Annotated in this window: 22 protein-coding genes and 1 pseudogene; 11 read left to right on the top strand and 12 right to left on the bottom strand. The window is 76.2% G+C overall.

The genetic code is table 11. The features are described 5' to 3' along the window. Positions 1-29: 29 nt before the first annotated feature. From FHS37_RS15065 to FHS37_RS15045, 5 genes and pseudogenes are all read left to right on the top strand, one after another. On the top strand, positions 30-452 hold the full coding sequence (locus FHS37_RS15065; RefSeq protein WP_184821313.1) for an ATP-binding protein: 423 nt from the start codon (positions 30-32) through the stop codon (positions 450-452). Positions 453-527: 75 nt separating this feature from the next. Next, the gene (locus FHS37_RS15060) at positions 528-1208 is read left to right on the top strand and encodes an adenosylcobinamide amidohydrolase (RefSeq protein WP_184821311.1); all 681 of its coding nucleotides are present in this window, start codon (positions 528-530) and stop codon (positions 1206-1208) included. Positions 1209-1417: 209 nt separating this feature from the next. Continuing rightward, a pseudogene (locus FHS37_RS15055) lies at positions 1418-3057 on the top strand (PP2C family protein-serine/threonine phosphatase). 10 nt (positions 3058-3067) lie between these two features. Next, positions 3068-4138 carry a cobalamin B12-binding domain-containing protein gene (locus tag FHS37_RS15050; protein WP_184821309.1) on the top strand — a complete coding sequence of 357 codons (1071 nt, stop codon included), beginning with the start codon at positions 3068-3070 and terminating at the stop codon, positions 4136-4138. 59 nt (positions 4139-4197) lie between these two features. Beyond that, complete coding sequence (locus FHS37_RS15045; protein ID WP_184821307.1) at positions 4198-4548, top strand: STAS domain-containing protein; 351 nt, start codon at positions 4198-4200, stop codon at positions 4546-4548. A gap of 7 nt (positions 4549-4555) precedes the next feature. Here FHS37_RS15045 and FHS37_RS15040 read toward each other — a convergent pair whose 3' ends face one another. From FHS37_RS15040 to FHS37_RS15030, 3 genes are read right to left on the bottom strand one after another with little or no spacing between them, the layout of a single operon-like run. Further along, positions 4556-6121 carry an FAD-dependent oxidoreductase gene (locus FHS37_RS15040; RefSeq protein WP_184821305.1) on the bottom strand — a complete coding sequence of 522 codons (1566 nt, stop codon included), beginning with the start codon at positions 6119-6121 and terminating at the stop codon, positions 4556-4558. Next, on the bottom strand, positions 6118-6849 hold the full coding sequence (locus FHS37_RS15035) for a methyltransferase domain-containing protein (RefSeq protein WP_184821303.1): 732 nt from the start codon (positions 6847-6849) through the stop codon (positions 6118-6120). The genes FHS37_RS15040 and FHS37_RS15035 overlap by 4 nt, the downstream gene beginning before the upstream one ends. Positions 6850-6885: 36 nt before the next feature. Beyond that, the gene (locus tag FHS37_RS15030; RefSeq protein ID WP_184821301.1) at positions 6886-8082 is read right to left on the bottom strand and encodes a lycopene cyclase family protein; all 1197 of its coding nucleotides are present in this window, start codon (positions 8080-8082) and stop codon (positions 6886-6888) included. 238 nt (positions 8083-8320) lie between these two features. Here FHS37_RS15030 and FHS37_RS15025 point away from each other — a divergent pair, with 238 nt between their 5' ends. The 4 genes from FHS37_RS15025 to FHS37_RS15010 are packed head-to-tail and all read left to right on the top strand — an operon-like array spanning position 8321 to position 13246. Continuing rightward, complete coding sequence (locus FHS37_RS15025) at positions 8321-9688, top strand: polyprenyl synthetase family protein (protein ID WP_184821299.1); 1368 nt, start codon at positions 8321-8323, stop codon at positions 9686-9688. Next, positions 9685-11214, top strand: a complete 1530-nt coding sequence (gene crtI, locus FHS37_RS15020; protein WP_184821298.1) for a phytoene desaturase family protein — start codon at positions 9685-9687, stop codon at positions 11212-11214. Before FHS37_RS15025 ends, crtI begins: the two co-directional genes overlap by 4 nt. Further along, positions 11211-12224, top strand: coding sequence for a phytoene/squalene synthase family protein (locus FHS37_RS15015; protein WP_184821296.1), 1014 nt, complete (start codon positions 11211-11213; stop codon positions 12222-12224). The genes crtI and FHS37_RS15015 overlap by 4 nt, the downstream gene beginning before the upstream one ends. Further along, positions 12221-13246, top strand: coding sequence for a Rieske (2Fe-2S) protein (locus tag FHS37_RS15010; protein WP_184821294.1), 1026 nt, complete (start codon positions 12221-12223; stop codon positions 13244-13246). Before FHS37_RS15015 ends, FHS37_RS15010 begins: the two co-directional genes overlap by 4 nt. A gap of 51 nt (positions 13247-13297) precedes the next feature. Here FHS37_RS15010 and FHS37_RS15005 read toward each other — a convergent pair whose 3' ends face one another. From FHS37_RS15005 to FHS37_RS14970, 8 genes are all read right to left on the bottom strand, one after another. Then, positions 13298-14179, bottom strand: a complete 882-nt coding sequence (locus FHS37_RS15005) for an SDR family oxidoreductase (RefSeq protein ID WP_184821285.1) — start codon at positions 14177-14179, stop codon at positions 13298-13300. A 20-nt stretch (positions 14180-14199) separates the two neighbouring features. Then, positions 14200-14694 (bottom strand): hypothetical protein, encoded by a 495-nt coding sequence (locus FHS37_RS15000; protein ID WP_184821283.1) that lies wholly within the window; start codon positions 14692-14694, stop codon positions 14200-14202. 135 nt (positions 14695-14829) lie between these two features. Continuing rightward, the gene (locus tag FHS37_RS14995; RefSeq protein ID WP_184821281.1) at positions 14830-16479 is read right to left on the bottom strand and encodes a phytoene desaturase family protein; all 1650 of its coding nucleotides are present in this window, start codon (positions 16477-16479) and stop codon (positions 14830-14832) included. After that, entirely contained in the window at positions 16472-16978 is a 507-nt protein-coding gene (locus tag FHS37_RS14990; RefSeq protein WP_184821279.1) for an SRPBCC family protein, read from the bottom strand. The genes FHS37_RS14995 and FHS37_RS14990 overlap by 8 nt, the downstream gene beginning before the upstream one ends. A 116-nt stretch (positions 16979-17094) precedes the next feature. Continuing rightward, positions 17095-17967 (bottom strand): oxygenase MpaB family protein, encoded by an 873-nt coding sequence (locus FHS37_RS14985; RefSeq protein ID WP_184821277.1) that lies wholly within the window; start codon positions 17965-17967, stop codon positions 17095-17097. A gap of 136 nt (positions 17968-18103) precedes the next feature. After that, positions 18104-18370 (bottom strand): hypothetical protein, encoded by a 267-nt coding sequence (locus FHS37_RS14980; protein WP_184821275.1) that lies wholly within the window; start codon positions 18368-18370, stop codon positions 18104-18106. A gap of 56 nt (positions 18371-18426) precedes the next feature. Then, positions 18427-19218: a restriction endonuclease gene (locus tag FHS37_RS14975; RefSeq protein WP_373304250.1), complete on the bottom strand. Its 792-nt coding sequence runs from the start codon at positions 19216-19218 to the stop codon at positions 18427-18429. A 182-nt stretch (positions 19219-19400) separates the two neighbouring features. Further along, positions 19401-19574, bottom strand: a complete 174-nt coding sequence (locus tag FHS37_RS14970) for a CsbD family protein (protein ID WP_184821273.1) — start codon at positions 19572-19574, stop codon at positions 19401-19403. A gap of 182 nt (positions 19575-19756) precedes the next feature. Here FHS37_RS14970 and FHS37_RS14965 point away from each other — a divergent pair, with 182 nt between their 5' ends. Next, positions 19757-20422, top strand: coding sequence for a GAF and ANTAR domain-containing protein (locus tag FHS37_RS14965; RefSeq protein ID WP_184821271.1), 666 nt, complete (start codon positions 19757-19759; stop codon positions 20420-20422). A 78-nt stretch (positions 20423-20500) separates the two neighbouring features. Here FHS37_RS14965 and FHS37_RS14960 read toward each other — a convergent pair whose 3' ends face one another. After that, positions 20501-21082, bottom strand: coding sequence for an AMIN-like domain-containing (lipo)protein (locus FHS37_RS14960; RefSeq protein WP_184821269.1), 582 nt, complete (start codon positions 21080-21082; stop codon positions 20501-20503). Positions 21083-21311: 229 nt separating this feature from the next. Between FHS37_RS14960 and FHS37_RS14955 the strand changes: the two genes are divergently transcribed. Further along, entirely contained in the window at positions 21312-23894 is a 2583-nt protein-coding gene (locus FHS37_RS14955) for a SpoIIE family protein phosphatase (protein ID WP_229889880.1), read from the top strand. Positions 23895-23954 lie beyond the last annotated feature (60 nt).

The raw sequence follows: 23954 nt of genomic DNA, 5'->3' as shown, positions 1-23954 counted from the left end.
CCGCGCGGCCGTGACCGGGAAGGACCACCATGAACGAATCGTCGGTCCGGGCCGTGGGCTGGGCGCGTTCACTGCCGATGGACCGCGGGGTGAAGGCGGCCCGGGACTGGGCACGCGAGCACCTCGACGCACTGGGCTGGACCACCACCGACCCCGAGACGGCGGACGCCGTGCTGCTGACCGTCTCGGAGCTGGTCACCAACGCGCACACCCACGCCCGCAGCACCGCACAGTTGATCATGTCTTGGGACAACCGCTGTCTGCACATCTCGGTGCACGACACCTCCACCACCCTGCCGGCGCCCCGGGGACCGAGCACCGAACGCGTCGGCGGACGCGGCATGTTCCTGGTCGACGCCCTGGCCGACGCGTGGGAGGCCCGCCCGTGCCCCCACGGCAAGACCGTCACCGCGTGCTTCCGGGGGCCCGGGGCGGACGGGCCGCGGAGCTGACCCGCCCCCGTGCGGAAGGGACGGCCGGCCGCGCCGTACGATCGGCCGGTCCGACCCCGCAAGGAGCCCTGCCCGGTGACCGCCGTCCTCCCGCCGCCCCGTGCCCCCCGTACGCTGCCGCAGCCGCGGTGCCTGACCCGCGTCGAGAACGGCGAACGACTGCACTCGCTGCTCTGGACCGCGGGGCCCGGCCGGCGGATGATCAGCAGCGCGGTGCTGGGCGGAGGCATCGGCGAGCGGGCCTGGGTCCTCAACGCCCAGGTCTCCCACGGTTACCGGCGCACCGATCCCGACCGGCACCTCGCCGGTCTCGCCGCCGCCGCGGGCGTGCGAGGTCCGGGGGTGGGACTGATGACGGCGGCGGACGTCTCGGCGTACGCCTCCGCGCACGACACGGGCGCGGAGGCCTTCGTCACGGCGGGCATCGACGTGCGCGGCTGGGCCGCACGGCCCGACGGGGGCACGAGCGGACCCCAGGCGCCGGGCACGATCAACATCGTCGTCTCCCTGCCCGTGGCACTCACCGACGCCGCCCTGGTCAACGCGGTGGCCACCGCCACGGAGGCGAAGGTACAGGCCCTTCTGGAAGCCGGTCACGACTGCTCCGGCACCCCCACCGACGCGGTGTGCGTCGCCGCCCGCACTCCCGGTCCGGGTGAGGAGGAGCACGCCTTCGCCGGGCCCCGTTCCCTGTGGGGGGCACGGCTGGCGCGCGCCGTCCACCGCGCCGTTCTGGAGGCCACGGCCGCATCCTGACGCCGGCCGCCGCCCGCCGGGCGTCCGTCACCCCGCGAGCGGCGGGAGGACGGCGTGGGACGCGCGTTCCGGGGTGCGCAGCCGGCCTGCGGTGTGCGTCGCCGACCGGGGCGGGTTGCCTCGCGGGCCAGGATGGGGGACGGTTGCCGCTGGACGTCTTCTTCCCGGCCAGAGAGGTGGTGGGGTGCGCACGGCGCGTGCCTCCGCTTGTGATTCCTTCCCCCGGTTCACCCACCGATCCACGCGGCGCGGACCCCGGTGCCGGCCCCTCGTGGGGCGACGCCCCGTACCCGGTCCTGGTCCTCGACGCGAACGGCACGGTCGTGGACCGGAACCGGGCCGCCCTGCTGCTGCCGGGCCCGTGCGGCGGGAGCCCTTCCCCGGACGCGGTGCCGGCCTGGCTGTCGGACGCGCACCGGCGCCTCGCCGAGGAGAGCGGCGGAGTGCCGGCGGAACCGCTGACCGGGGAGATCGGTGACCGTGTCTACGAGGCGCATCCCGCCCCGGCCGCGGACGGGAGCGTGGTGTGGTGGCTGGTCGACGGCACCGGCCGCCACCTGGCGGAGGCGGCGCTGCACGGCGCCCGGGAGCGGGCGGACACCCTCGCCGCGCTCTTCAGCGCACTGCTGTCGTCCCTGAACGTGCCGCGCTGCGCCGAGGTCGCCGCGCAGATGGCCGCGGAGCATCTCGCCGACGCCGCCGTGCTCGTCACCCCGCCCGTCGGCCGCCGTCACGGCGTGACCCGTGCCCGGCGCGGGGAGCCCGTGGTCCAGGAGACGCGCCAGGTCGATCCGTACAGCGTCCCGGGGCTGGCCGAGGCCCTCCAGGGGTTCCCGCCGGTGCCGGCGCGCTGGGTCAATCCCGGCGACATTCCCGGCTGGGCGGTCCCGGCGGGCTTCGCCGGACCGGTGGGCTCCGTCATCGTCACCCCGCTCCCCGGTCACGGGGTGCCCGCCGGCGCGCTGATCCTGCTCCGGTCCAGCGCCGAGCGGGCGTTCACGCCCGACGAGGAGATGTTCGCCCGGATCTTCGCCGCACGCGCGGGTACCGCGCTGTCGGCCGCCCGCCTGTACGGCGAGCAGACCTCGATCACCGCCACGCTCATGCGGGAGCTGCTGCCGCCCGTCCTGACCGCCGTGCACGGAGTGGAGTACGCGGGCCGCTACCGCACCGCCGCGGACCACGAGCGGGTCGGCGGGGACTTCTACGACGTCCACCCGGCGCCGACGCCTCCCAGGAGACCCTCGTCGTACTGGGCGACGTGGCCGGCAAGGGCCTGGACGCGGCGGTCCTGACCGGGAAGATCCGCAACACGCTGCACACGCTGCTGCCGCTGGCGTCCGACCACCAGCAGGTCCTCGGCCTGCTCAACGGAGCCCTGCTCACCTCGCACCACACCCGGTTCGCCACCATGGTGCTGGCCTCCGTGAAGCGGCACGGCAGCGACGTGCGTCTGAGGCTGACCAGCGCCGGGCACATGCCCCCGCTCGTGGTCCGCGCGGGCGGCGGGGTCGAGGAGGTGGCCACCCACGGCACCCTCGTCGGTGCGCTGCCCTCGGTGACGGCCCGGACGGCCGAGGTGGTGCTCGGCCCCGGGGAGACGTGCCTGCTGTACACCGACGGCATCACCGAGGCCCGCGGCGGACCACTGGGCGACGAACTGTTCGGGGAGCACCGCCTGCGACGGGCGCTGGCGGAGTGTGCGGGCATGCCGGGCGAGGCGATCGTGGAGCGGGTGCAGATGCTGGCCGCGCAGTGGCTGGGCTCCGGCAGCCACGACGACATGGCGACCGTCGCCATCGGCGCGCCCGGGAGGGCCCCGTCGGCCGTCCCCGGCGGACAGGTGTGAGGAGGACCGGGTGAGCGGGATCCGCGCGTCGGCCGCCGATCTGCGCGACGGGCTCTGGCAGGCGGTGATCGAGGGCAGCGAGCACGACGCCGTCGACGTGGTCCGTGCCGGCTCCGGCGCGGGGTGGGAGGAGGAGGACCTGCTGCTCGACGTCGTCGCGGCGGTGCAGGAGAGGATCGGTGCCGAGTGGGCCGCGGACCGGATCACCGTGGCCCGGGAGCACGCCGCCACGGCGATCAACGAGCGGGTGATCACCGCCCTCGTCCACCGTCCGGCGGCGCACAGGACTTCCCCTCCCCGCCGCGGGCGGGTGACGGTCAGCTGCGTCGACGGCGAATGGCACGCCTTCCCGGCCCGTCTCGTCGCCGAGGTCCTGCGGCTGCGGGGCTGGCAGGTCGACTACCTCGGCGCCCAGACCCCCACGCCGCGCCTGGTCGCCCATCAGCACCGGACCAGCTCCGACGCCGTCCTGCTCTCCGGGTCGGTCCCCACCCACCTGCCGACGGCGCACGCGGCCATCACCGCCTGCCAGGCCGTCGGCGTATCCGTCCTGGCCGGGGGCAGGGCCTTCGGCCGGGACGGCCGGTACGCCCGGGTCCTCGGTGCCGACGCGTGGGCCTCGGACGCCCGCGGCGCGGCCGCCGTGCTGGAGGCCGGCCTGCCGAGGCCGAGGACGATCAGACAGGCGGTCGACGACCTGCCGCACCTGGCCGACCAGGAGTACACCACGGTGGTCCAGTCGCGCAGCCGGCTGGTCAAGCAGGTGCTGACGGAACTGGAGGACCGTTTCCCGGCCATGCGCCGCCACAGCGACGCGCAACGGGAGCGGACCGCGGAGGACCTCGGCCACATCGTCGACTTCCTGGCCACCGCCCTGTACGTGGACGACGCGGAGGTGTTCACCGGCTTCCTGGGCTGGACGGCCGAGGTCCTGTCGGCGCGGGGCGTTCCCGTGCACTCCCTGGTGACCGGACTGGCCGTCCTGGCCGAGCAGGTGCACGACCTCCCCCGCGGCCTCCGCCTGGTCCGCGGGGGCGCGGCGCACCTCGGCGGCCGGTCCGCCCCCGCCGCCCCCGTATGAGCCGGTCTCCCGGCACCCGCCTCCACCCGGTTCCGCAAACCGCCACGCTGACCGTGTCCGTGGCCGGGGAACCCGACGACGTCAGCGGCTCGGAGCTGATCGACGTCGTGGTCGCCCACCTCACCGGGGAGACGCCGCCGCGCGAGGTGCGGCTGGACTTCCGCGACCTGGTGCGCATCGGTCCGCTGGGCCTGTCCGCGCTGCTGGTGATCCACCGTCACACCAGCGCCGCCCGCGTCACCCTGCGCCTGGACAACCGGCCCGGGGTCCTCGACCGCGTCCTCCACCGGACCGACGTGCTCGGGCATCTCACCGCCGCGGTCGCGGAGGGCGGGGCGCGGGAGGAAGGGAGGGCCGCGACCGGAGGCCCAGCCCGTCCGGCCTCCGGCGACCGGCGGCCCACCGGCTGACGCTTCGTCAGTACGACGATCGTCTCCCCCACTTGGCCAGGGCCCGCAGCACGGCGCCGCGTCCCCGGTCGGGCACGGTCCACACCGTCTGTCCGCGCACCCCCCAGCGCTCCAGCAGGGCGTTGGCGGCCAGGAACCCGGTCGTCGCCGCACGTTCCATCAGCGCCACGGGCAGGTCGGTGCGCACCAGGTCGCCGGCCACCACCACGCCGGGATCCGGTGTGCGCACCGTCGGCCGGTCGGCGTACCCCCCGACGGGGAACAGCGGGCAGTCGGACCGCCACTCGTGCCGGGCGTCGACGATCCCGGCCCCGCGCGTCTCCGGGTAGACGCGGTGCAGCTGGTCGATCAGCCGCTTCTGCTCGGTCTCCCGGGAGGCCTCGGGGGGCACCGCGTACGCGTGGAGTTCGACCACGCAGCCCCCGGTGCGCGCGGCCCAGCGGGCCGCCTCGTCCTCGTAGCGGTCCAGCACGCTGATGTTGTCGAGGCCGCCGTACCCGCTGGTGCCCAGGAAGCCCGGCCGGTCAGGGGCGACGGGCCGGTCCAGCCACAGGCGGGTGACGAGGAACGGCGGGGCGTTGCGCAGGCGTGCGACGCGTTCTCGCCAAGGGCCGTCGCCCAGGCGGCCGGAGCGGGCGACCAGGGACCGCAGTCCCGCGGTGTCCAGGGCGAGCACGACGGTGTCGTGCCGTCGTGCCCCGTCGGCGGTGGCGACCTCGTGGCCGCCGTCCCCGGCGGGGACGATCGTCTCGACGGCCGTGGAGGTGCGGATCTCGGCGCCGTGCCGGAGCAGGTACCCGGCGAGCGGTTCCCACAGGGCCGCGGGGAAGGGCGCACGGGGCACGTCGAACAGCAGGCCCTCGGCGGAGCCGAGGAAGTAGATGTGGAACATCAGGACCATCTCGGCCGCCGACAGCTGCCGCGGGTCGGCGAAGAAGCTGCGGGAGAACACCTCGAACGCCAGGTGCCGGGCGGCGGGCGGGAAGCGGACGGCTTCGAGGAAGTCGTGGGCGCTGGTGCCGTCGAGGCGTTCGTACACCTCGGGAACGCGGACGTCGAGCAGCGGGAGCGCGGCGACCGGGTTCATGCGGCGCAGGTCGCGCAGGCCGAAGGAGGGGCTGAGCGCCACGAAGCCGAGCGCGCTCCAGGGCGGGGTGCGCGGGACGCGGCGGAAGCCGTCCCGCGGCCCTCCGCTGTGGCGGAGCGGGTAGTCCGGCAGGCCGGTGAGCCGTTCCAGACCGGGATCGGTACGGCGCAACAGACCGCGCAGGTTGTAGTACTGGCGGAAGAACGCGTGGAAACCGCGGCTCATGGTGACCGGGGTGCCGTCGTCCAGGTCGACCGGCCACCCTCCGGCCCGCCCGCCCAGGAAGGGTTCGCGCTCGTAGAGCGTCACGGCCGCTCCGCGCTCGGCCAGCGCGGTCGCGGCGGCCAGACCGGCGATGCCGCCGCCGACGACGGCGGTCGTCGGACGGGCGCCCTCGATCCGCCGTGCCCCGGGCGGCGGCGTCAGCACGCGGGCGCGGCGGTCCCGGCCGCGGCGGGCGGCGTCCGGGCGGTGGAGGGGGGTCATCGCGCTCCCTCCGGCCCGGTGAGGGGACGGCGGCCGACGAAGGTGTGGGTGATGCCCGTCTGCCAGCCCGGCAGGGGCAGACAGCGCACGCGGTCGAACCCGGCCGCGCGCAGCCGGTCCCCGAAACGGCCGGCGGTGTCGAACTCCACGACGCTGCGCCACAGGTGGCGGTAGAGCGCGCCGTCCCCCAGCGCGGTGGCCGCCGGCTGGACGATGCCGCGGCACACCAGGGTCCACACCGCGCGGTCCACCCGGCGCCCGCCGAGGGTGTACTCGTGCACGCCGAGCCGTCCGCCGGGGGCGAGCAGGGCGCGCACCGCGGCGAGCACGGCGTCGGGGTCGGGGACGTTGCGGAAGAGGTAGGCGGCGAACACCGCGTCGAACGGCCCCTTCACGCCTGCCTCCGCCAGTCCTTCCGCCGGCGCCCGGGTGAACGTCACGCCGTCCGGCCAGGGTTTGGCGGCGGCCCGTTCCAGCATGCCGGCGGAGGCGTCCACGGCGGTGATCCGCGCCTTCGGCAGCACGGCGGCGAGGGCGGCGGTCGACGCGCCGGTGCCGCAGCCGAGGTCCAGCACGTGCAGGTCCCGGCCCTGGCGGGGCAGGCCGAGCCGGCGTGCCGAGCGGCGCAGCTGGGCGTGGTAGCCGGGGTTGGCGGCCACCAGGGCGTCGTAACTGCGGGCGGCGTGGTCGAACGCGGCGGCGAGGTCCTCGTCGCGCAGCAGGGTCATGCGGTCTCCCGGAGCAGAGGGGCGGGCGGGTGCGGGTCAGGGGCCGTCGTCGAACGGGCGGCGGGGCAGCAGGGGGAGCTCCAGCGCCGAGCGGAGCATCGGGCCGGCGGGGGCGCGCAGGCCGACGGCGAGGTCCTGGTGGAACCGGGTGCGGCCGTCGAGGAAGAGCAGGAGCTGCCGCATGGGCACGCGGGCGAAGAGGCGGGAGAAGAGCGCGGGACCGTCGGTCCGGCCGCTGTCCAGGGTGCGCAGCAGTACGGCGTCCATGGCCCGGGAGCGGGCCGGGTGCGCGGGCGGCGGCACCGGGCGGCGGCCCCGGCGGAGGGCGGCGGCGACGGCGCTCGTCTGCCGCTGGATCCCGGCGAAGGTGTAGCCGGTCGAGGGGCGGGTGGCGCCGCCGGCGGCACCGATGCGGAAGACCGACTCGCCGACCCGCCGGGGCATCGGGGCATCGGTCATCGGGATGACGCCCGTCTCGGTGGACAGGACCTGGAGTTCGCCGAGACGGAGCACTTCCTCGGCGTACTGCCGCACCGCCGCCTCGTACCCGCTCGCCGTCAGGGGGCGCGGGGAGAACTCCGTGTACTCCACCAGCGCCTCGTCGCGGCTCACGGGCAGGAGGTAGCCGAACGACAGGCCCCTCGCGGGCTGGGGGGTGCGGAAGTCCATCAGTTCCGCGGTGCGGGGGTCGAAGGCCGGGCGGGCGGTGCGGACGAACCAGCCGTGGAAGTGCTGCAGGAGCGTGGTGCGGGCGGCGGGCAGGCTGCCCGGGGGGCGTGAGTCGAAGACCCAGCGGGCCCGCAGGACGTCCGGCCGGCCGGCCGGGTCCCGCAGGTGGACGTGGGCTCCCCCGCGGACGTCCTCCACGGCCTCGACGGTCGCCTCCAGGCGCCGTACGGCCGTGCTCCCGGCCAGGTCGTGCGCGACCAGGTGCTCGAAGTCGTCGGAGCGGATCATCTTGTAGCGCAGCGGGGCGATGTCCCCCTCGACCGCGGCGCCCGAGGGGGGTCGCACCCTGAGGTGCCGCCAGTCCGACGTGAGCGCGGCGTCGAAACGGCCCCCGCCGGGCTCCCAGAAGCACCACGTCCGGCGCGGCGGACGCAGCGGACCGGGTGGGGCGTCCACCAGGACCACCGACGGCGTGCGCCTCCCCGGCGCGGTGCGCGCCAGACGGTGGGCCAGGGACAGTCCGGCGGCTCCCGCCCCGATGATGACCACCTCCGCCTCCGGCACGACGGCGTCCTCCTTCCGTTCTTCGGCTCGCACTCACCTGGCCAGCATTCCTGCCTGTGTGCCCGATCGGATGCGGGTCACTCGGACGTGTGACGGACGGGGCCCGGTGAGGCGGTGGGGTGTGCGGGGAAGGCATGCGCCGGCAGCCGGTCCGGCCCGTTCCGCATCCGCGTACGGGGTGCGGGCGGAAGGACCGGGGGTGGCGGAGCGATCCGTGGCCAGGACGAGAGGAACCGGGATGTGCCGCACACAGGCGAAGGATCACCACGCGGAGGGGCCGCTGCTCGTCGCACGCCCGGTGCCCCTGTCGGCGCCCGCCGGCCGGCCGTGGCCCGCCGGTCCGCCGGACGAGGGGCCCGACGACCCGCCGGACGAGGGATCCGACGTGCCGCCGGACGGGGGACCCGGCACGCCGCCGGACGGGGGACCCGGCACGCCGCCGGACGCGGCGCGGGACCCGCTTCCGGCGGGTGTCGGTGACGCACGCGCCGTGGACCGGGACGTGCCCGCCGCGGTCGGCCGCGTGCTCGACCACGTGCTGGCCGACCGGATCGCCCGCGCGCGGGCCGTGGACCCGCTGTTCGGCGACGACCTGGCCGGGCGGGTCGCGCGCTTCACGCGGGCGGGCGGCAAGCGCACCCGCCCGCGTTTCGTCTGGTGGGCGCTGCGCGCCTGCGGCGGCGGGGACGGGCCCACGGTCGCGGCGGCCCTGCGGATCGGTGCGGCGCTCGAGCTCCTGCAGACCTGTGCGCTCGTCCACGACGACGTGATGGACGACTCGGCACTGCGCCGCGCGCGGCCCGCCCTCCACACCGATGTCGCCGCCCAGTACGGCGGCGGGACACCGTCGGCACGCGCCGAGCGCCTCGGCCGTTCGGCCGCGATCCTCGCCGGGGACCTGGCGCTCGCCTGGGCGGACGACCTCCTGGCCGAGACCCCGCTCACGCCCCGCAGCGCGGTCGCGGTGCGCCGTCTGTGGGCCGACATGCGGACGGAGATGGTGGCCGGCCAGTACCTGGACCTGCACGGCCAGGCCACGGACTCGCGCTCCCTGCCGCGGGCGCTGCGCGCCGCGTGCCTCAAGAGCGCCCTGTACTCCGTGGAACGGCCGATCGCCCTCGGTGCCGCCCTCGCGGGCGCGGACGACGCCACGACGGAGGCGCTGTGCTCGGCCGGCCGCTGCGCCGGCCTGGCCTTCCAGCTCCGCGACGACCTCGACGACGTGTTCGGCGATCCGCGGCACACCGGCAAACCGGTGGGCGGGGACATCCGCGAGGGGAAGCCGACGTACCTCGTCGCCGTGGCCCGGGCGCGGGCCACGGCCGCCGGCGACCGGCGCGCCCTGGACGTGCTGGACCGCTCACTCGGCCGCGGCGCGCTCACCCGGGCCGGTCTGGAGGAGGTGCGGGAGGTCCTGACGGGCACCGGCGCCCGCGGCGCGGTCGAGGCGAGGATCGGCCGGCTGGTGGCCCGGGGGCTGCGGTACGCCGACGGCGTCCCCCTCGATCCGGACGGCGGGCGGCGGCTGCGGCTGCTGCTGGCCTCCGCGGCGGACGGGACGGTGCCCCCGCCGGACGCCGACGGGACCGAGGAGGCCGGCCGATGACCCGCACCGTGCCGGGCCGCACCGATCACGTCGTCGTCGTGGGGGCCGGGCTGGCCGGGTTGTCGGCGGCCCTGCACCTGCTGGGCGCGGGCCGCCGGGTCACCGTCGTCGAACGGGACCCGCTGCCCGGGGGACGCGCGGGCCGCATGGAGCTCGGCGGGTACCGGATCGACACCGGCCCCACCGTGCTGACCATGCCCGACCTGGCCGACGAACCGTTCGCCGCCGTCGGTGACAGCTTGCGCGGGCGCGTGGACCTCGTCCCGCTCCACCCGGCCTACCGGGCCCGCTTCGCCGACGGGAGCAGCCTCGACGTGCACACCGGGGCCGAGGCGATGGCCGCGGAGGTCGAGCGCTTCGCCGGTGCCCGTGAGGCCGGGGGCTACCTGCGGCTGCGCGGCTGGCTGGAACGGCTCCACCGCGCCCAGATGCGCCGCTTCATCGACGCCAACTTCGACTCGCCCCTGGGACTGCTGTGCGCCGACCTCGCCCGTCTCGCGGCGCTCGGCGGGTTCGGGCGGCTGGACGCGCGCATCGGGCGCTTCCTGCGGGACGAGCGGCTGCGCCGCGTCTTCTCCTTCCAGGCCCTCTACGCGGGCGTCCCGCCGGCCCGGGCCCTGGCCGCGTACGCCGTCATCGCCTACATGGACACCGTCGCCGGCGTGTACTTCCCGCGGGGCGGGATGCACGCACTGCCGCGGGCCATGGCGGACGCCGCCGCCGACGCGGGCGCCGAGCTGCGGTTCGGGCACGAGGCGACCCGGCTGGAACGCTCCGGCGGGCAGGTCACCGCCGTCGTCACCGGGCAGGACCGCATCCCCTGCGACGCGGTCGTCCTCACCCCCGACCTGCCCGTCGCCTACGGGCTGCTCGGCCGCGCGCCCCGGCGTCCGGCGCGGCTGCGGCACTCCCCGTCCGCGGTCGTGCTGCACCTGGGCACCGACCGGACCTGGCCGCACCTGGCGCACCACACCCTCTCCTTCGGCGCCGCCTGGCGCACCACCTTCGACGAGCTCACCCGCACCGGCCGGCTGATGAGCGACCCGTCGCTGCTCATCACCCGGCCCACCGCCACCGACCCGTCCCTCGCCCCGCCGGGCCGCCACCTGCACTACGTCCTCGCCCCGTGTCCCAACACCGACATCGGGCCGGGCGCCGCCGCCTGGACCGACCTCGCCCCGCGCTACCGGGACGAACTGCTGCGCGAACTGGAACGGCGCGGCCTGGACGGCATCGGGTCCGCGATCGAGGCGGAGTGCCTGGTCACACCCGCCACCTGGCACGCGCAGGGGCACGCCGCCGGCACGCCGTTCTCGGCGGCCCACACCTTCGCCCAGACGGGCCCGTTCCGGCCCCGCAACCTGGTCCGCGGCACCGAGAACGCCGTCCTGGCCGGCTGCGGCACCACTCCCGGCGTCGGCGTGCCGACCGTGCTGCTGTCCGGGAAGCTGGCCGCGGCGCGGATCACCGGCGGCCCGGGACGGTCCCGCGCCCCTCTCCCCCGTGCGCAGGAGGCCTCGGCATGACCGCTCGGGAACTCGACGCGGCGGGCGTCACCGATCCGGTGCTGCGCGAGGCGTACGACCGGTGCCGCCGGCTCAACGCCCGGCACGGCCGGACGTACTTCCTCGCCACCCGGCTCCTGCCCGCCGGACGCCGGCCGGCCGTGCACGCCCTGTACGGCTTCGCCCGCTGGGCCGACGACATCGTCGACGCGCTCGGCACCGGGGCGTCCGCCGCGCGCCGGGACGCCGAGCTGTCCGCGCTCCAGCGTGAGCTGGACCGAGGGCTGCGGGACGGCGACAGCGGCGAGCCGGTGGTGCGGGCCCTCGCCGACACGGCGCGCCGGTACGGCATCGACCACGGCCACTTCGCCGACTTCATGGCCGCCATGCGCTCCGACCTGGTGGTCACCGACTACGCCTGCTACGCGGACCTGCGCCGGTACACGCACGGCTCCGCGGCGGTGATCGGACTGCAGATGCTCCCGGTCCTGGGCACGGTCGTCCCCCGGGACGAGGCCGCGCCGCACGCGGCCGCCCTCGGGGTGGCCTTCCAGCTGACCAACTTCCTGCGCGACGTGGGCGAGGACCTCGACCGGGGACGCGTGTACCTGCCCGCGGACCTGCTCGCCGCACACGGCGCCGACCGGGCGCTGCTGCAGTGGAGCCGCGACACCGGACGCCGCGACCGGCGCATCACCGCGGCGCTGAAGGAGTTCGAGGCGCTGACGCGGGCCGTGTACCGGGACGCGGCGCCCGGACTCGCGATGCTCGACCCGGTCTCCCGCCCCTGCATCCGCACCGCGTTCGTCCTGTACGGCGGCATCCTGGACGCCGTGGCCCGAGGCGGGTACGCGGCGGTGCACCGCCGCGCGGCGGTTCCCCGCCGGCGCCGTGCCGCGGTCGCCGCCGACGGGCTGGCCCGGGTGGTCGCCGCCCGGCTGCGTGCCCGCGGTGCCGCCCGGCGCCCGGCCGCCCTCGTGTCCGTCCCCTGCGACGGGCCGTACCCGCCGGTTCCCGAGGAGGTCGCGTGAACACCGGATCCACGAGCGGGCGCCGACGCCTGCCCCTGTCCCTGCGCAGGCGCGCGGTGCCGTGGGAGCGGCAGCGTCCCACCTGGCGCGAGGCACGGCCCGCCGTGATCGCCGGGGCGCTGAAGCGGGCCCGGGCGCGTCCGTCGGGCAACTGGTACGTCGTGGGGGCCTCCCGCGACGTGCGCGGCGACCGTCCGCTGGCGCGCACCGTGGCGGGCCGGGAGGTGGTGGTCTGGCGGGACGCCGGCGGCCGCGCGGTCGCCGGGCCCGGGATCTGCCCGCATCTGGGGGCACCCCTGCGGGACAGTCCCGTGCGGTGCGGCACCCTGGTGTGCCACTGGCACGGACTCGCCCTGGACGGCGGCCCCTTCGCGGGCTGGGAGCCGTTCCCGGCGCACGACGACGGCGTACTGGTGTGGGTGCGGCTGGACGCGGTGGGCGGCGAGCCGCCGCTGGACGCGCCGGTGGTGCCGCGGCGGCCCGCCGAGGCGCGGGCGTTGTCGGCCGTGTACACCGGGGTGGGAACCTGCGAGCCCGAGGACGTCGTGGCCAACCGTCTGGATCCCTGGCACGGGGCCTGGTTCCACCCCTACGCGTTCGTCGACCTCACCGTGGTCGGCGCACCGGACGGCCCGGACGAGGACGAGGACGAGGACGAGGACCGCTTCACCGTGGACGTGTCCTTCAAGGTCGCGGGACGGCTGGTGGTGCCGGTGCGGGCGGTGTTCACCGCTCCCGGACCGCGCACGGTCGTCATGCGCATCACCGAGGGCGAGGGGGCGGGGTCCGTGGTCGAGACGCACGCCGTCCCCCTGGGCCCGGACGACCGGGGGCGGCCGCGTACGGCGGTCGTCGAAGCGGTGGTGGCGGCCTCCGGCCGTCCGGGGTTCGCCGTCGCGCGGGGTGCGGCCCCGCTGCTGCGTCCGCTCGTGCGGGCCGCGGCCGGCCGGCTGTGGCGCGACGACCTGGCCTACGCCGAACGGCGCTGGGCGCTGCGCGCCACGGGGCGTTTCCCGGGCTGACCTCCCGTGCGGCCGCCCGTCCCCGCCGGCCCGTCCGGGCGGCCGTCCCCCTCACCGGTCCGACCGGACGGCCGCCCGGTCGGCCTCCCCTCCGGCGCCCAGGAGTCCGCTGTGCCGCAGGGGGTCCCCGGCCTCCAGACGGGCCAGTTCGCGGCGGGCCACCCGCAGCACCACGGGGGGCACCGCGGCCCGCGTCACCTGCACGAGGCGCAGCCAGCGGGGCAGGTACACGGCCGTACTGCGGTGCTCCACGGCCGACGCGAGCCGGGCGGCGGCCCGGTCCACCGGGTACACGCGCCGGAGCGGCGGCGGCATGTGGCCGCGCAGCTCCCGCAGGGCGGTGTAGCGGTCGGCGTCACGGATCATGTCGGTGTCGGTCCAGGTCAGGTAGCCGATGCCCACGGCCACACCGTGGTGCGCCACTTCGGCGCGCAGGGAGTGGACGAACGCCTCCACTCCCGCCTTGGAGGCGCAGTAGGCGCTCATCATCGGCGCGGCGCCGATCGAGGCCAGGGAGGCGACCTGGAGGTGGTAGCCCTTCGTCGCCAGCAGGTCCGGCAGGAAGGCGCGGGCCGTCGCCGCGCTGCCGGTCAGGTTGACGTCGATCACGCGCCGCCAGCGGGCGGGGTCGGAGGTGACGAACGGGCCGCCCTCGGCGACGGCCGCGTTGGCCACGACGGCGGAGGGGGCGCCCAGGCGCGTTCTGACCAGGTCGGCGGCGTCCGCCAGCGCGGCCTCGTCGGTGACGTCGACCGCGCGGACCAGGGCCGGCGCGGGCAGGCCGTCCGCCACCGTTTCCAGGAGCGCCTCCTCGTGGCCGAGCAGCGCCAGCCGGGCGCCGCGCCGGGCCAGGTCGCGGGCCAGGGCCGCTCCGATGCCGCGTGCGGCGCCGGTGATCACGACGGTGCGGTCACGCAGTGGGCTGTCCTTCATCGGCCGTTCCCTTCGCAGGCTCACTCCCGGCCGAAGCGGTCGCGTTCCTCGGCTCCGGTCCCGGTCTCCGGGGTGGTGTCGGGGCGGGCGGCGTGGTCGGGGTGCCCGACGGTGCGGCGGGCCTCCTTCATCTCGGCCTCGTAGAGGTGGTCCCGTCCCTCGGCCAGTTCCTCGACGGCCGCCTGCTCGATCTCCTTGAACGGCTGGTAGTAGGTGGCGTCGTAGGCCTCGACGACCTGGAACGTCCAGTGGCCGGGGATCACGTTGCGGCCCAGCACCTGGGTGCGCACCGTCTCGGCCCAGTCCGGGTGCCCGGCCTTGTGCAGCAGTGCGACCGCCCGGTCCAGTTCCAGGTCCGCGGTGCCGGTGAGCTGGTGGAAGCTGTAGAGGTGGCCCCGGGCGCGCTCGGTGGTCTCCAGTGCCTTCGACAGCGACCCGAGTGCCTCCACCGTCTCGTCGCTGACGCCTTCGGGGCGCCGGTGGGCGCGGTCGGGGCCGTCGTCGTGTCCGGTCATCGTCTCGCCTCCGCCTGTGGTCGATGGTGTCCTGGGCCCGCCGTCGCGGACGGGCCGCGGCCGGTCCGGTGTGCCGCCGGGTCGCCGGGGCCGTCCGCACCAGCCTGCCGCGCCGGTGCCGTTCCGGCGCGGCGGTCATCCGCCGCCGGCCCGTTCGCCCGCGGCCGGTCGCCTGCGGCCGCTGCGGTCGCGGCGCGCCAGCAGCCGCTGTGCCCGGGCCAGGCCCGGGGCCCTGTGCCGGCGCAGCGCGGCGCGTGCTGCGTTGGCGCCCGGTGCGCCGTGGACGCCGCCGCCCGGATGGGCTCCGGCGGACGTCAGGTACAGGCCCTTCACGGGTGTCTCGGGGCGTCCGGTGCCGGGGACCGGGCGGAAGAACAGCTGCTGGTGCATGGCCGCGGTGCCGCCGTTGATGGCGCCGCCGTGCAGGTTCCGGTCGAGGGACTGGAGCGTCGGCGGAGCGAGGACGCGCCGGGCCCGGATCCGGTCCCGGAAGCCGGGCGCGAAGCGTTCGACGTGGCGCTCGACGCGGTCGGCCATGACCTCCTGCTCCCCGGCGTCCCAGGCCCCGGTGAGCCCTCCGTCGCCCGCGTCGCCGACGACGTCGTGCGGTACGTGGGTGTAGGCCCACGCGGACTCGGTGCCCCGGGGGGAGCGCGAGGGGTCCGCGGTCGTCATCTGGCCGAACAGGCAGAAGGGGCGGTCCGGGATCCGGCCCGTGGCGATCTGGGCGGCGAAGCGGGTGAGCTCGTCGATGCCGTCCGCGAGGTGGACGGTTCCGGCACCCGCGGCCTGTTCGCAGCTCCAGGGCACCGGGCCGTCGAGCGCCCAGTCGACCTTGAAGGTGGCGAAGTCCCACTGGAAGCGCTCCAGATCGGACAGTGTCTGGGCGGGAAGGTGCTCGGGCTCCACGAGTCCGCCGTACAGCACGGGCACGGCCACGTCCGCGAGGACCGCGCGGCCGGCCGCGACCGTCTCGCCGCCCGCCGTGCGCACCCCCACCGCCCGGCCGCCGCGCACCACGATCCGGTCGACCCGCTGTCCGCAGCGCAGCACGCCGCCGCGCGCCCGGAGGCGGCGGGTCAGGGCCTCGGTGAGGGCGCCGGAGCCGCCGGCCGGGACGGGGAAGCCGTAGGTCTGGCCGAGCATCGACATCAGCCAGCCGAAGCCGCCGCTGCCGGCGGCCTCCGGGGCCAGATCGGCGTGGAGCGCGTTGCCGGCCAGCAGCAGCCCGCCGCCCTCCCCCCGGAACTCCTCCTCCGCCAGGCGGCGTACCGGCAGCACCAGGGTGCGCGCCATGCGCAGCCCGCCCGTGCCGCGCAGCCGGACGGCCAGCCGGGCCGCGGGAAGGACCGGCGGGAACGGGGTGAACAGGGCGTCCAGGAGGTCCGGGCGCAGCCGCTGCCACACGTCGTCCAGCCGGCGCCAGGCAGCTCCGTCGCCCGGTGCGAAGGCCTCCAGGGAGGCGGCGGTGACGTCGACGCGGCGGTCGAGCACCGCGCACCTGCCGTCGGTCAGCGGGTGGGCGAGGACGTGCGGTGCGTGGCTCCAGCGCAGCCCGTGCTCCTCCAGGTGCAGCCCGGCGAGGACCGGGGAGGCGGCGGCGAGCGGGTAGAAGGAGCTGCACAGGTCGCTGACGAAACCTGGGTCGACGCCCCGGTCGTGGCGCACCGCGCCGCCGGGGTCGGGCTGCTCCTCCAGCACCTCCACGCTCCAGCCGGCGTCGGCCAGCAGGTTCGCCGCGACCAGCCCGTTGGGGCCGGCCCCGATCACCACGGCGTCAGGCACGGGACCCTCCCGCGTCGGGCTCCGGCGTCACGACCTGGCCCAGGGGGCGACGCCGCTCCTCCTCGGCGGCCTCGGCCTCGCAGATCTTCGCCAGCCGGGCGAGCATGGTGCGGTGACGGATCTGGATCAGGGCCTCCACGGCCACGTTGTGCACCGTTCCGCCCATCCCCCGCAGGGGGTGCTCGTCCACGAACACCAGGCAGCCGTCGCCCCAGGGCCGCGTCTCGATGGCGATCCTCGCCGTGCCGAGCGGCCCCGCCTTGGCCTCGAGCTCCAGGTTCGCGCCCGGCTCGCACCGCCGGACGACGGTCTCGTTGGTCAGGCTCAGGGGCCCGACGCGCACCTCGTAGCGGATCGCCGCGTCGAGTCGTGGCCACTGTCCCCGCACCGGCTCCGACGACGAGGTGCCCACCACCCACTCGGCGTAGCGGCTGCCGTCCGAGAGGACGTCCCAGACGGTCTGCGGGCTCGTTCGGATCAGACGATGACGAACCGCCACGTCGGCCTCCTGTGTGTCCGAAGCGGTACCAGTGACCACTGAGTGCCCCCTCCGGCACACGTCAACCGGCGGCCCCGGGACGGTGCGCGGGTCGGGCCGACGGCACGGCGCCGGTGTCACGCCGGGTCGCGGGCCGGGGCCAGGGCCCAGCGGATCCCCGCGGTGACGGCGGCGCCCAGCGGACGGACGCACACGCCCTCGACCGGGGGCACGCGGGGCAGCCGCAGCGCCCGGGAGGCCCAGGTCGGCAGCAGGGACACGGCGTTGGCGGCGAGGACCCCGTACGGCAGCCGGGCCAGGAGCGGGACGGGCGGGTCGAGCAGCAGGAAACGGGCCGTGCTGCGGGCCTCGGGGGTCGCGCGCAGCTCGGCGCGGTAGGAGGTCAGCCGCTCGGCGAGTTCGGCGCGGTTCACCGGCGGGTCGGGCACGCCGAGCGCGGTGGCGACGCGCGCCATGTCGGCGACGTAGCCGTCGCATCCCTCGTCGTCCAGGGGGCGGGCACCGTAGCGCTGGTGCGCGCGCAGGAAGCAGTCGACCTCCGCGGTGTGCACCCAGCACAGCAGGTGGGGGTCGGCGGCCCGGTACTCCTCGCCGTCGGCGGTGGTGCCGCGCACCGTCTCGTGGACGGCCCGCACCCGGTCGACGGCCCGCTGCGCGCTGTCCGCGGTCCCGTAGGTGGTGACGGCCAGGAAGGTGCTGGTCCGCTGCAGGCGCCCCCAGGGGTCGCCGCGGAAGCCGGAGTGCCCGGCGACGGCGGCCATGGCCAGCGGGTGGAGCGACTGGAGCAGCAGGGCCGACAGTCCGCCGATGAACATCGAGGCGTCCCCGTGCACCCTCCTGACCGGCCGCTCGGGTCCGAACCAGCGCGGACCGGGCGTGCCGTGGATGCGCGCGCGGTTGTCCGGTCCGTCCGGCCCGGCCACCCGGGAGAAGATCGCACGGCCGATCCGGCCGCGCAGCGCCGATTCGCCTTCCGCCAGGAGTCCCATGGCCGCTTCGTCCTCCTCACGCCCGCGTCGACCGGTCGACGCGGCGCCCTACGGCTGCCTCTGCCCCGTACCCTGCCCGGTTACCCGGGCGGGCGGCTCGTCCACGTCACCGGCCGCGCCGGGTGCGGCCCCGCGCTCAGGGGACGTCGCCCCGCCAGTCGAACACCCGGCCGCCCGTGTCGCGGGGTGCGTAGACCGCGCGTCCGCCCGCGCCGTAGCGGCCTATCTCGGTGGGCAGGCCGACGCCGTCCCTCAGTTCCCCTTCGCTGCGGTCGGTGACGTCCAGCAGGAGGCCGTCCAGCGGTCCGCCCGACAGTTCCACGTACGACCGTCCGTCGCGCGGCCCGGGGTCGTCGTGGTCCGCCCCGTAGACCCGGCCGCGCAGGAACTCCAGTTCGTCCATACCGGCAGGGTGGCAGCCCCCACTGACAACCGGTCCCGCCGCCGCGTCCGCCCCGCCTACGCGTCCGCCCCGCCGGCGCCCGCCGCCCAGGGCCGGGGTGCCGAACCGTCGCTCCAGGCGAGCAGGCCGCCGCGGTCCACGCACACGATTCCGCACTGCGCGGCGTACTCCTCGGCCGGTGCGGTGAAACCGCTGGTGGTGACGACGAGGGCGACGTCCGCCTCGTGGACGGTGAAACAGGTGCCGCCGAAGCGCTGCAGGTCCTGCGAGCCGACCTTGTTGTCGTCGCCGTAGCGCTTGCACTGGATGACGAGGCGGCGGCCCTCGGGGGACAGCGCCACCACGTCGGCGCCCAGGTCGCCGGCTCCGCCGACGACCCGCACGTCCGAGCAGCCGTCCCGCGCGCACAGGGCCGCTATCGCCTCCTCGAACTCCCCGGGGTCCAGGGTGTCGTAGTCGGGGGCGCCGGGCGCCCCGGCCGTGCGGAGGGTCTCCTCCTCGTACCGCTCGGCGGGGGCCGCGGTCGCGGGCGGAGCCGGTTCGGGTGCGTCCAGGGCGTCGAGCGCCGTCACCGTGGCCTGTTCCAGGGCCTCGCCGGTCCGGCGGGCGATCCTCGCCGCGGACCGCTTCCGTCGTCCGCGTCCGCGGGCCAGGACGACCGCGACGGCCACGCACAGCAGGACGGCGCCCCACGCCGGGCGCCGCTGCGCGGCTCCGGCCAGCGCGCGCACCGCGAAGCCCCCGGCGATCAGGGCCGTGGCGAGCAGGGCGAAGAACATGGCTGTCGCGCGCAGGTCGAAGCGGCGCCCGCGGTCCGGCGGACGCGTACGGCGCTCGGACATGGTCACCGTGGTGGGTCCTCTCTGTGGCGGCCGTGACGGAGTGCGTGCCGGGGCCGTGCGGCCCCGGAGATCACGTACGCCGTCTGCCCGGGATCGGCCCGTTCACCGGCGTGCCGCACACAGGGGCGGGGTCCCTGCTGCAGCAGGGACCCCGCCCGGAGGGGACGTCAGTGGGCGCGTACGGGTCGTCAGTGCCGGAAGACGTCCTTCGTCTTCTCCTTCGCCTGCCGTGCGTCACCCTTGGACTGCTCGGCCCGGCCCTCGGCTTCGAGCCGCTCGTTCCCGACCGCGCGGCCGGCCGCCTCCTTGGCCTTGCCCTTGATCTGTTCCGCCTTCGCCTTGGCCTTCTGGTCCTCAGCCACACTCACTCACTCCCGGTGATGTCGGCGTGCGTTCCGTGTCGTCGGTCGGGTGGCCGACGACGCGGTCCTCAAACCTCCGGCGCCGGGGGATGCGGCCGGGACGGACGTGCCAGGATGGACAGTGGTGCGGACCGGATCGGGCAGGGAGGCGGACGGTGGACTGGCGGGGCTTCGCTCAGCAGATGGCTTCCTTGGCCCGCGATCTCCTGGCCGAGCACACCCTCGACGCGACCCTGGAGCAGATCACGAAGTCGGCCGTGGAACTCGTCGAGGGCTGCGACGCCTCCGGGATCCTCGTCCTCAAGGGGAACCGGGTGAGTTCGCTGGCGCCCACCGAGCAGCTCGTGGCCGACAGCGACCGCCTCCAGGAGCGCCTGCAGGAAGGACCCTGCTTCGACGCGGCCCGGCCGGACCGGGACGAACGGGTCTTCCGCATCCCCGACCTCACCCGGCCCGCCGAGCGCTGGACGCACTACGTGCCCCGCGCCCGGGAGCTGGGGCTCGGCAGCATGATGGGGTTCCTGCTGTACACGCGGGAGGAGGAGCTGGGGGCCCTCAACATGTACTCCCACAGGCCGGGGGCGTTCACCGAGGACAGCGAGACGGCGGGCTGGCTGCTGGCCTCCCACGCGGCAATCGCCTTCTCCAGCGCCCTGACCGACGCCCAGATGCAGGAGGCCATCTCCACCCGGCACACGATCGGCGAGGCGATGGGCATCCTGATGGGCCGTCACCACATCACGGAGGACCAGGCCTTCGAGATCCTGCGCACCCGGTCCCAGCGCACCAACACCAAGCTGCGTGACGTGGCCCGCCGGATCTGCGAGACCGGCGCCGCGGAGCGGTGAGCGCCCTGCCGGGCGGCCCGGCAGGGCGCTCCGGGCGCCCGTGCCGCGCAGGCGCCCCGGCGCTTCCGGAAGGTGCGTTCAGCGCCCGCCGGTCCAGGTGTGGGCGACGTCGATCACGACGCGGTCCCGGAGTTCGAGGACCCGGAAGGGCAGGCGCGCGCGGACTCCGAGGCCGACCTGGGTCTCGCCCTCGAAGCTGCCGGCGAACCGTGCGTCCCTGAAGGTCCGGTACCCGGTGAGGTCCACGCCCGGCAGGGGGCGCCCGGCCCGCGCCGGATAGGTGGGCCCGCCGGTCCCGGGGGCGTAGGCGGGCGCGGCCACCCGCACCTCGAGCACGGCGCCGCCGGCGACGGGGACGGGCCGGCCCGATCCGTCCTGGTGCAGGCGGTCGACGTACCGGACGGAGTAGCCGAGGCCGCTGCGCCCGGCGCCGGGCAGTTCCACGACCATCCGGTCGTAGCAGTCGTGGCGGCCGGTCCTGATGCCGCGCACCGGCGTGGCCGTGGTGTCGTCGTCGGTCTTGGCCGGGCTGCCCCAGCCGGTGGGGCACGCCGTGGCGCGGGCGGTCGCGGCCTGGGTGGCGACGGCCGGGACCGCGGCCGTGCCCAGCGTGGCGCCGACGAGCACGACGGTCGCGCAGATCGTTCTGGTTCGAAGCATTTCCGCCCCCTGGGCTCACATCGCTCTGATATCGGGTGAGACGACCGGGTTCGGGCGAAGGTTGCGCTGTTCCCGGCGGGGTCCCCGGTGCGTCGCCGCGCGGCGGAAGCGGCCGGACCGACGGCCGGACCGCGGAGGGCGGCGCATCCGCCGCGCCGGAGCGGCCCGCATGGCACATCCTGGTGGGGAGCGAACGAGGTCCCGTGCGTCCGCACCGGGAGGACGCGACATGGATGAGTCAGCCGCCGTACCGTGCGGGGAGCGGCCGGCAGGCGTGCTCGGGCGGGGCGCGGGAGAGGACCGGAACGGGGGCACGGCGCGGATCGAGGACGCGCTCGCGGAGCCCGTGGTGGCGGCGGTCGAGGACATCGGGGGGTACGGCGGCCTGGTGTACCTGCGTTCGCGGGACCGTCGCTCGCTGGTGCTCTGCGTGGTGACCGGCGTCCCGCGGTCGCTGCTGAGCTCCTGGTGGCGGGTGCCGGTGGGCGGCGCGTTGCCCATGGCCGAGGCGTACCGCCGGGACGAGAGCCTGTGGCTGCCGGACGAGCGGGCGACGATGCTGCGCTTCCCCCAGTTCACCGCGGCGCTGCCGTACTCGTTCGCCTCCGCCTGCCGTCCCGTGCGGGTCGGCGGCGAGCCCGTGGGCGTCCTGGTCGTGCTGCGCTCGGTCGCACGGGAACCGGTGAGCGAGCGGACCGTGCGGGCCGCGCTGGACGGCGCCGGGCGGGACATGGAGGAACGCCTGGCCGGGTTCGCCCGCCGGGCGCCCGGCCGGACGGCCCCGGACGCCGTCGCGTACGGGATCGAGTACGACGACCAGCCGGTCGGCGTGCGGCTGCCCACGCCGCCGGCCCCGGCCGTCCGGGTCGGCATGGTCGAGTGGGACCTGGACAGTGACCGGTGGGCCGGGGACGACGACGCGCTGAGCCTGCTGGGCGTCGCCCGGGGGGACTTCGGCGGCACCATGGCGGAGGTCGAGGCCCGGGTGTCCCCGGACGACCTGTACGAACTGCGGGCGAGCCGGCGGGACGCGGCGGCCACCGGACAGGTCAGGTCCCGGCGCTTCAGGGTGCTGGACGAGACCGCGGAGGACGGGCAGCTCCGCTACCGGCCGGTCGAGCTGTGGGGGCACGTCGTACCGGCGAAGAGCACCGCCCGGCTGCTGGTGGGCGCACTCGTGGACGCGGCCGGCGGGGTCACCGCGGCCGAGGCCGCCGAGCGGCTGCCCGACGGGCTGTTCTCCCTGGACCAGGACGGCCGGCTCGTCTACGCCAACCGCCGCTGCCAGGAACTGCTGGGCTGCGAGCTGGAGAGCCTGCTCGGACACTACCCGTGGGAGGTGCTCACCTGGCTCCGCGATCCGGCCTACGAGGACCGCTACCGGGCGGCGATGCTGTCGCACGAGCCGGTGTCGTACCTGGTGCACGACCCGGACGGTGCCTGGCTGGGGTTCGTGCTCTATCCCGGCGTGCACGGGCTGACCGGCCGCGTCTTCCGCACCAGCGCACCCGTCGGCGCCGAGGCCGCGCCACCGGGCCGGGCCCCGGCGCCGGTCACCGGGGCGACCGCGACAGCGCCGTCGGGGCTGGCCGCCACGGCCCGCGCGGGAGCCCTCTACCACGTCGTGCAGATGGCCAGCGTGCTCACCGAGGCGGTCACCGTCCGGGACGTGTGCCGGGCCGTCTCCGAGCAGCTGCTGCCCGCGTTCGGCGCCCAGGAGGTCGCCCTGTACACGGTGCGCGACAACCGGATGTACCTGCTGTGGGAGGCCGGCTACCCGGAGGGGTTCCTCGACCCGTTCGAGGGGGTTCCCCTCGACCGGCAGCTGCCCGGTGTACATGCCCTGACCACACGGCTCCCGCTCTTCTTCGAGTCGCCCGAGGAGCTGGTCAGCGCCTACCCGGGGATCCTCCTCGACCGGATGCACGCCTGGTCGTTCCTGCCGCTGATCGCCTCCGGCCATCCGGTCGGCTCCTGCATCCTCGGCTGGGACGCGCCGCACCGGTTCACCCCCGAGGAGCGCAGCGCCCTGACCGCGCTGAGCGGACTGGCCGCCCAGGCGATGGAGCGGGCCCGCCTGTACGACGCGGAGTCCGCCGTCGCGCGCGGGCTGCAGGAGGGGCTGCTGCCGCACCGGCTGCCCGCCATCGAGGGGCTGCTCACCACCGGCCGCTACCTGCCCGGCACCCAGGGCATGGCCATCGGCGGCGACTGGTACGACGTGATCAGGACGGAGCGCGGGGTGGCCCTGGTGATCGGCGACGTCGAGGGGCACAGCGTCGGCGCCGCGGCCGTCATGGGCCAGCTGCGCAGCGCGGTGCACGCCTTCGCCGCCAGCGGCCGGCCGCCGCAGGAGGTCATCGCCCACACCAACCGGCTGCTGGCCGAGCTGGAGGCGGAGGTCTTCGCCACCTGCTGCTACGTCGAACTGGACCCGCGCACCGGCCGCGCCCTGGCGGTCCGGGCGGGTCATCCCCCGCCGCTGCTGCGCCACCCGGACGGCCGCACCGAGGCCCTGGAGCTGGCCGGCGGTGTGATGCTCGGGGTGCACCCCGACGCGGCCTATCCCGTCACGTCGCTCGCCCTGTCGCCCGGCAGCGTCCTCGCGCTGTACACCGACGGGCTCGTCGAGATGCCCGGCAGCGACATCGAGACGGGCATCCGGGCGGTCCGCCGCCGTCTGGCCGACAGCCGCACCGACTCGGTGGAGCGGCTCGCCGACCAGTTGGTCAGGACCGCCCGCCGGACCGAGGACCGGCCGGACGACGTGGCGCTGCTGCTCACCGCGTACCGCGGGGAGGACGGACGCTGACCGCGGCCCCGCCGCGGTCCGCCGGCCGGCGGCGGGTGATGCGGTGGGCGGCCCGGTCGA

The organism is Streptomyces griseomycini (assembly GCF_014203535.1).
Lineage (GTDB): Bacteria > Actinomycetota > Actinomycetes > Streptomycetales > Streptomycetaceae > Streptomyces > Streptomyces griseomycini.
The sequence above is the reverse complement of the archived record's forward strand: the minus strand, read 5'-3'. Positions and strand labels throughout refer to the sequence as shown.

What these genes read in the sequence shown, in the direction of transcription:
- FHS37_RS15040 (WP_184821305.1), bottom strand. Translation starts at nt 6,121, where the DNA reads ATGACCCCCCTCCACCGCCCGGACGCCGCCCGCCGCGGCCGGGACCGC.
- FHS37_RS14980 (WP_184821275.1), bottom strand. Translation starts at nt 18,370, where the DNA reads ATGGACGAACTGGAGTTCCTGCGCGGCCGGGTCTACGGGGCGGACCAC.
- FHS37_RS14960 (WP_184821269.1), bottom strand. Translation starts at nt 21,082, where the DNA reads ATGCTTCGAACCAGAACGATCTGCGCGACCGTCGTGCTCGTCGGCGCC.
- crtI (WP_184821298.1), top strand. Translation starts at nt 9,685, where the DNA reads ATGACCCGCACCGTGCCGGGCCGCACCGATCACGTCGTCGTCGTGGGG.
- FHS37_RS14955 (WP_229889880.1), top strand. Translation starts at nt 21,312, where the DNA reads ATGGATGAGTCAGCCGCCGTACCGTGCGGGGAGCGGCCGGCAGGCGTG.
- FHS37_RS15005 (WP_184821285.1), bottom strand. Translation starts at nt 14,179, where the DNA reads ATGAAGGACAGCCCACTGCGTGACCGCACCGTCGTGATCACCGGCGCC.
- FHS37_RS14985 (WP_184821277.1), bottom strand. Translation starts at nt 17,967, where the DNA reads ATGGGACTCCTGGCGGAAGGCGAATCGGCGCTGCGCGGCCGGATCGGC.
- FHS37_RS15025 (WP_184821299.1), top strand. Translation starts at nt 8,321, where the DNA reads ATGTGCCGCACACAGGCGAAGGATCACCACGCGGAGGGGCCGCTGCTC.
- FHS37_RS15015 (WP_184821296.1), top strand. Translation starts at nt 11,211, where the DNA reads ATGACCGCTCGGGAACTCGACGCGGCGGGCGTCACCGATCCGGTGCTG.
- FHS37_RS15035 (WP_184821303.1), bottom strand. Translation starts at nt 6,849, where the DNA reads ATGACCCTGCTGCGCGACGAGGACCTCGCCGCCGCGTTCGACCACGCC.
- FHS37_RS14965 (WP_184821271.1), top strand. Translation starts at nt 19,757, where the DNA reads ATGGCTTCCTTGGCCCGCGATCTCCTGGCCGAGCACACCCTCGACGCG.
- FHS37_RS15065 (WP_184821313.1), top strand. Translation starts at nt 30, where the DNA reads ATGAACGAATCGTCGGTCCGGGCCGTGGGCTGGGCGCGTTCACTGCCG.
- FHS37_RS15000 (WP_184821283.1), bottom strand. Translation starts at nt 14,694, where the DNA reads ATGACCGGACACGACGACGGCCCCGACCGCGCCCACCGGCGCCCCGAA.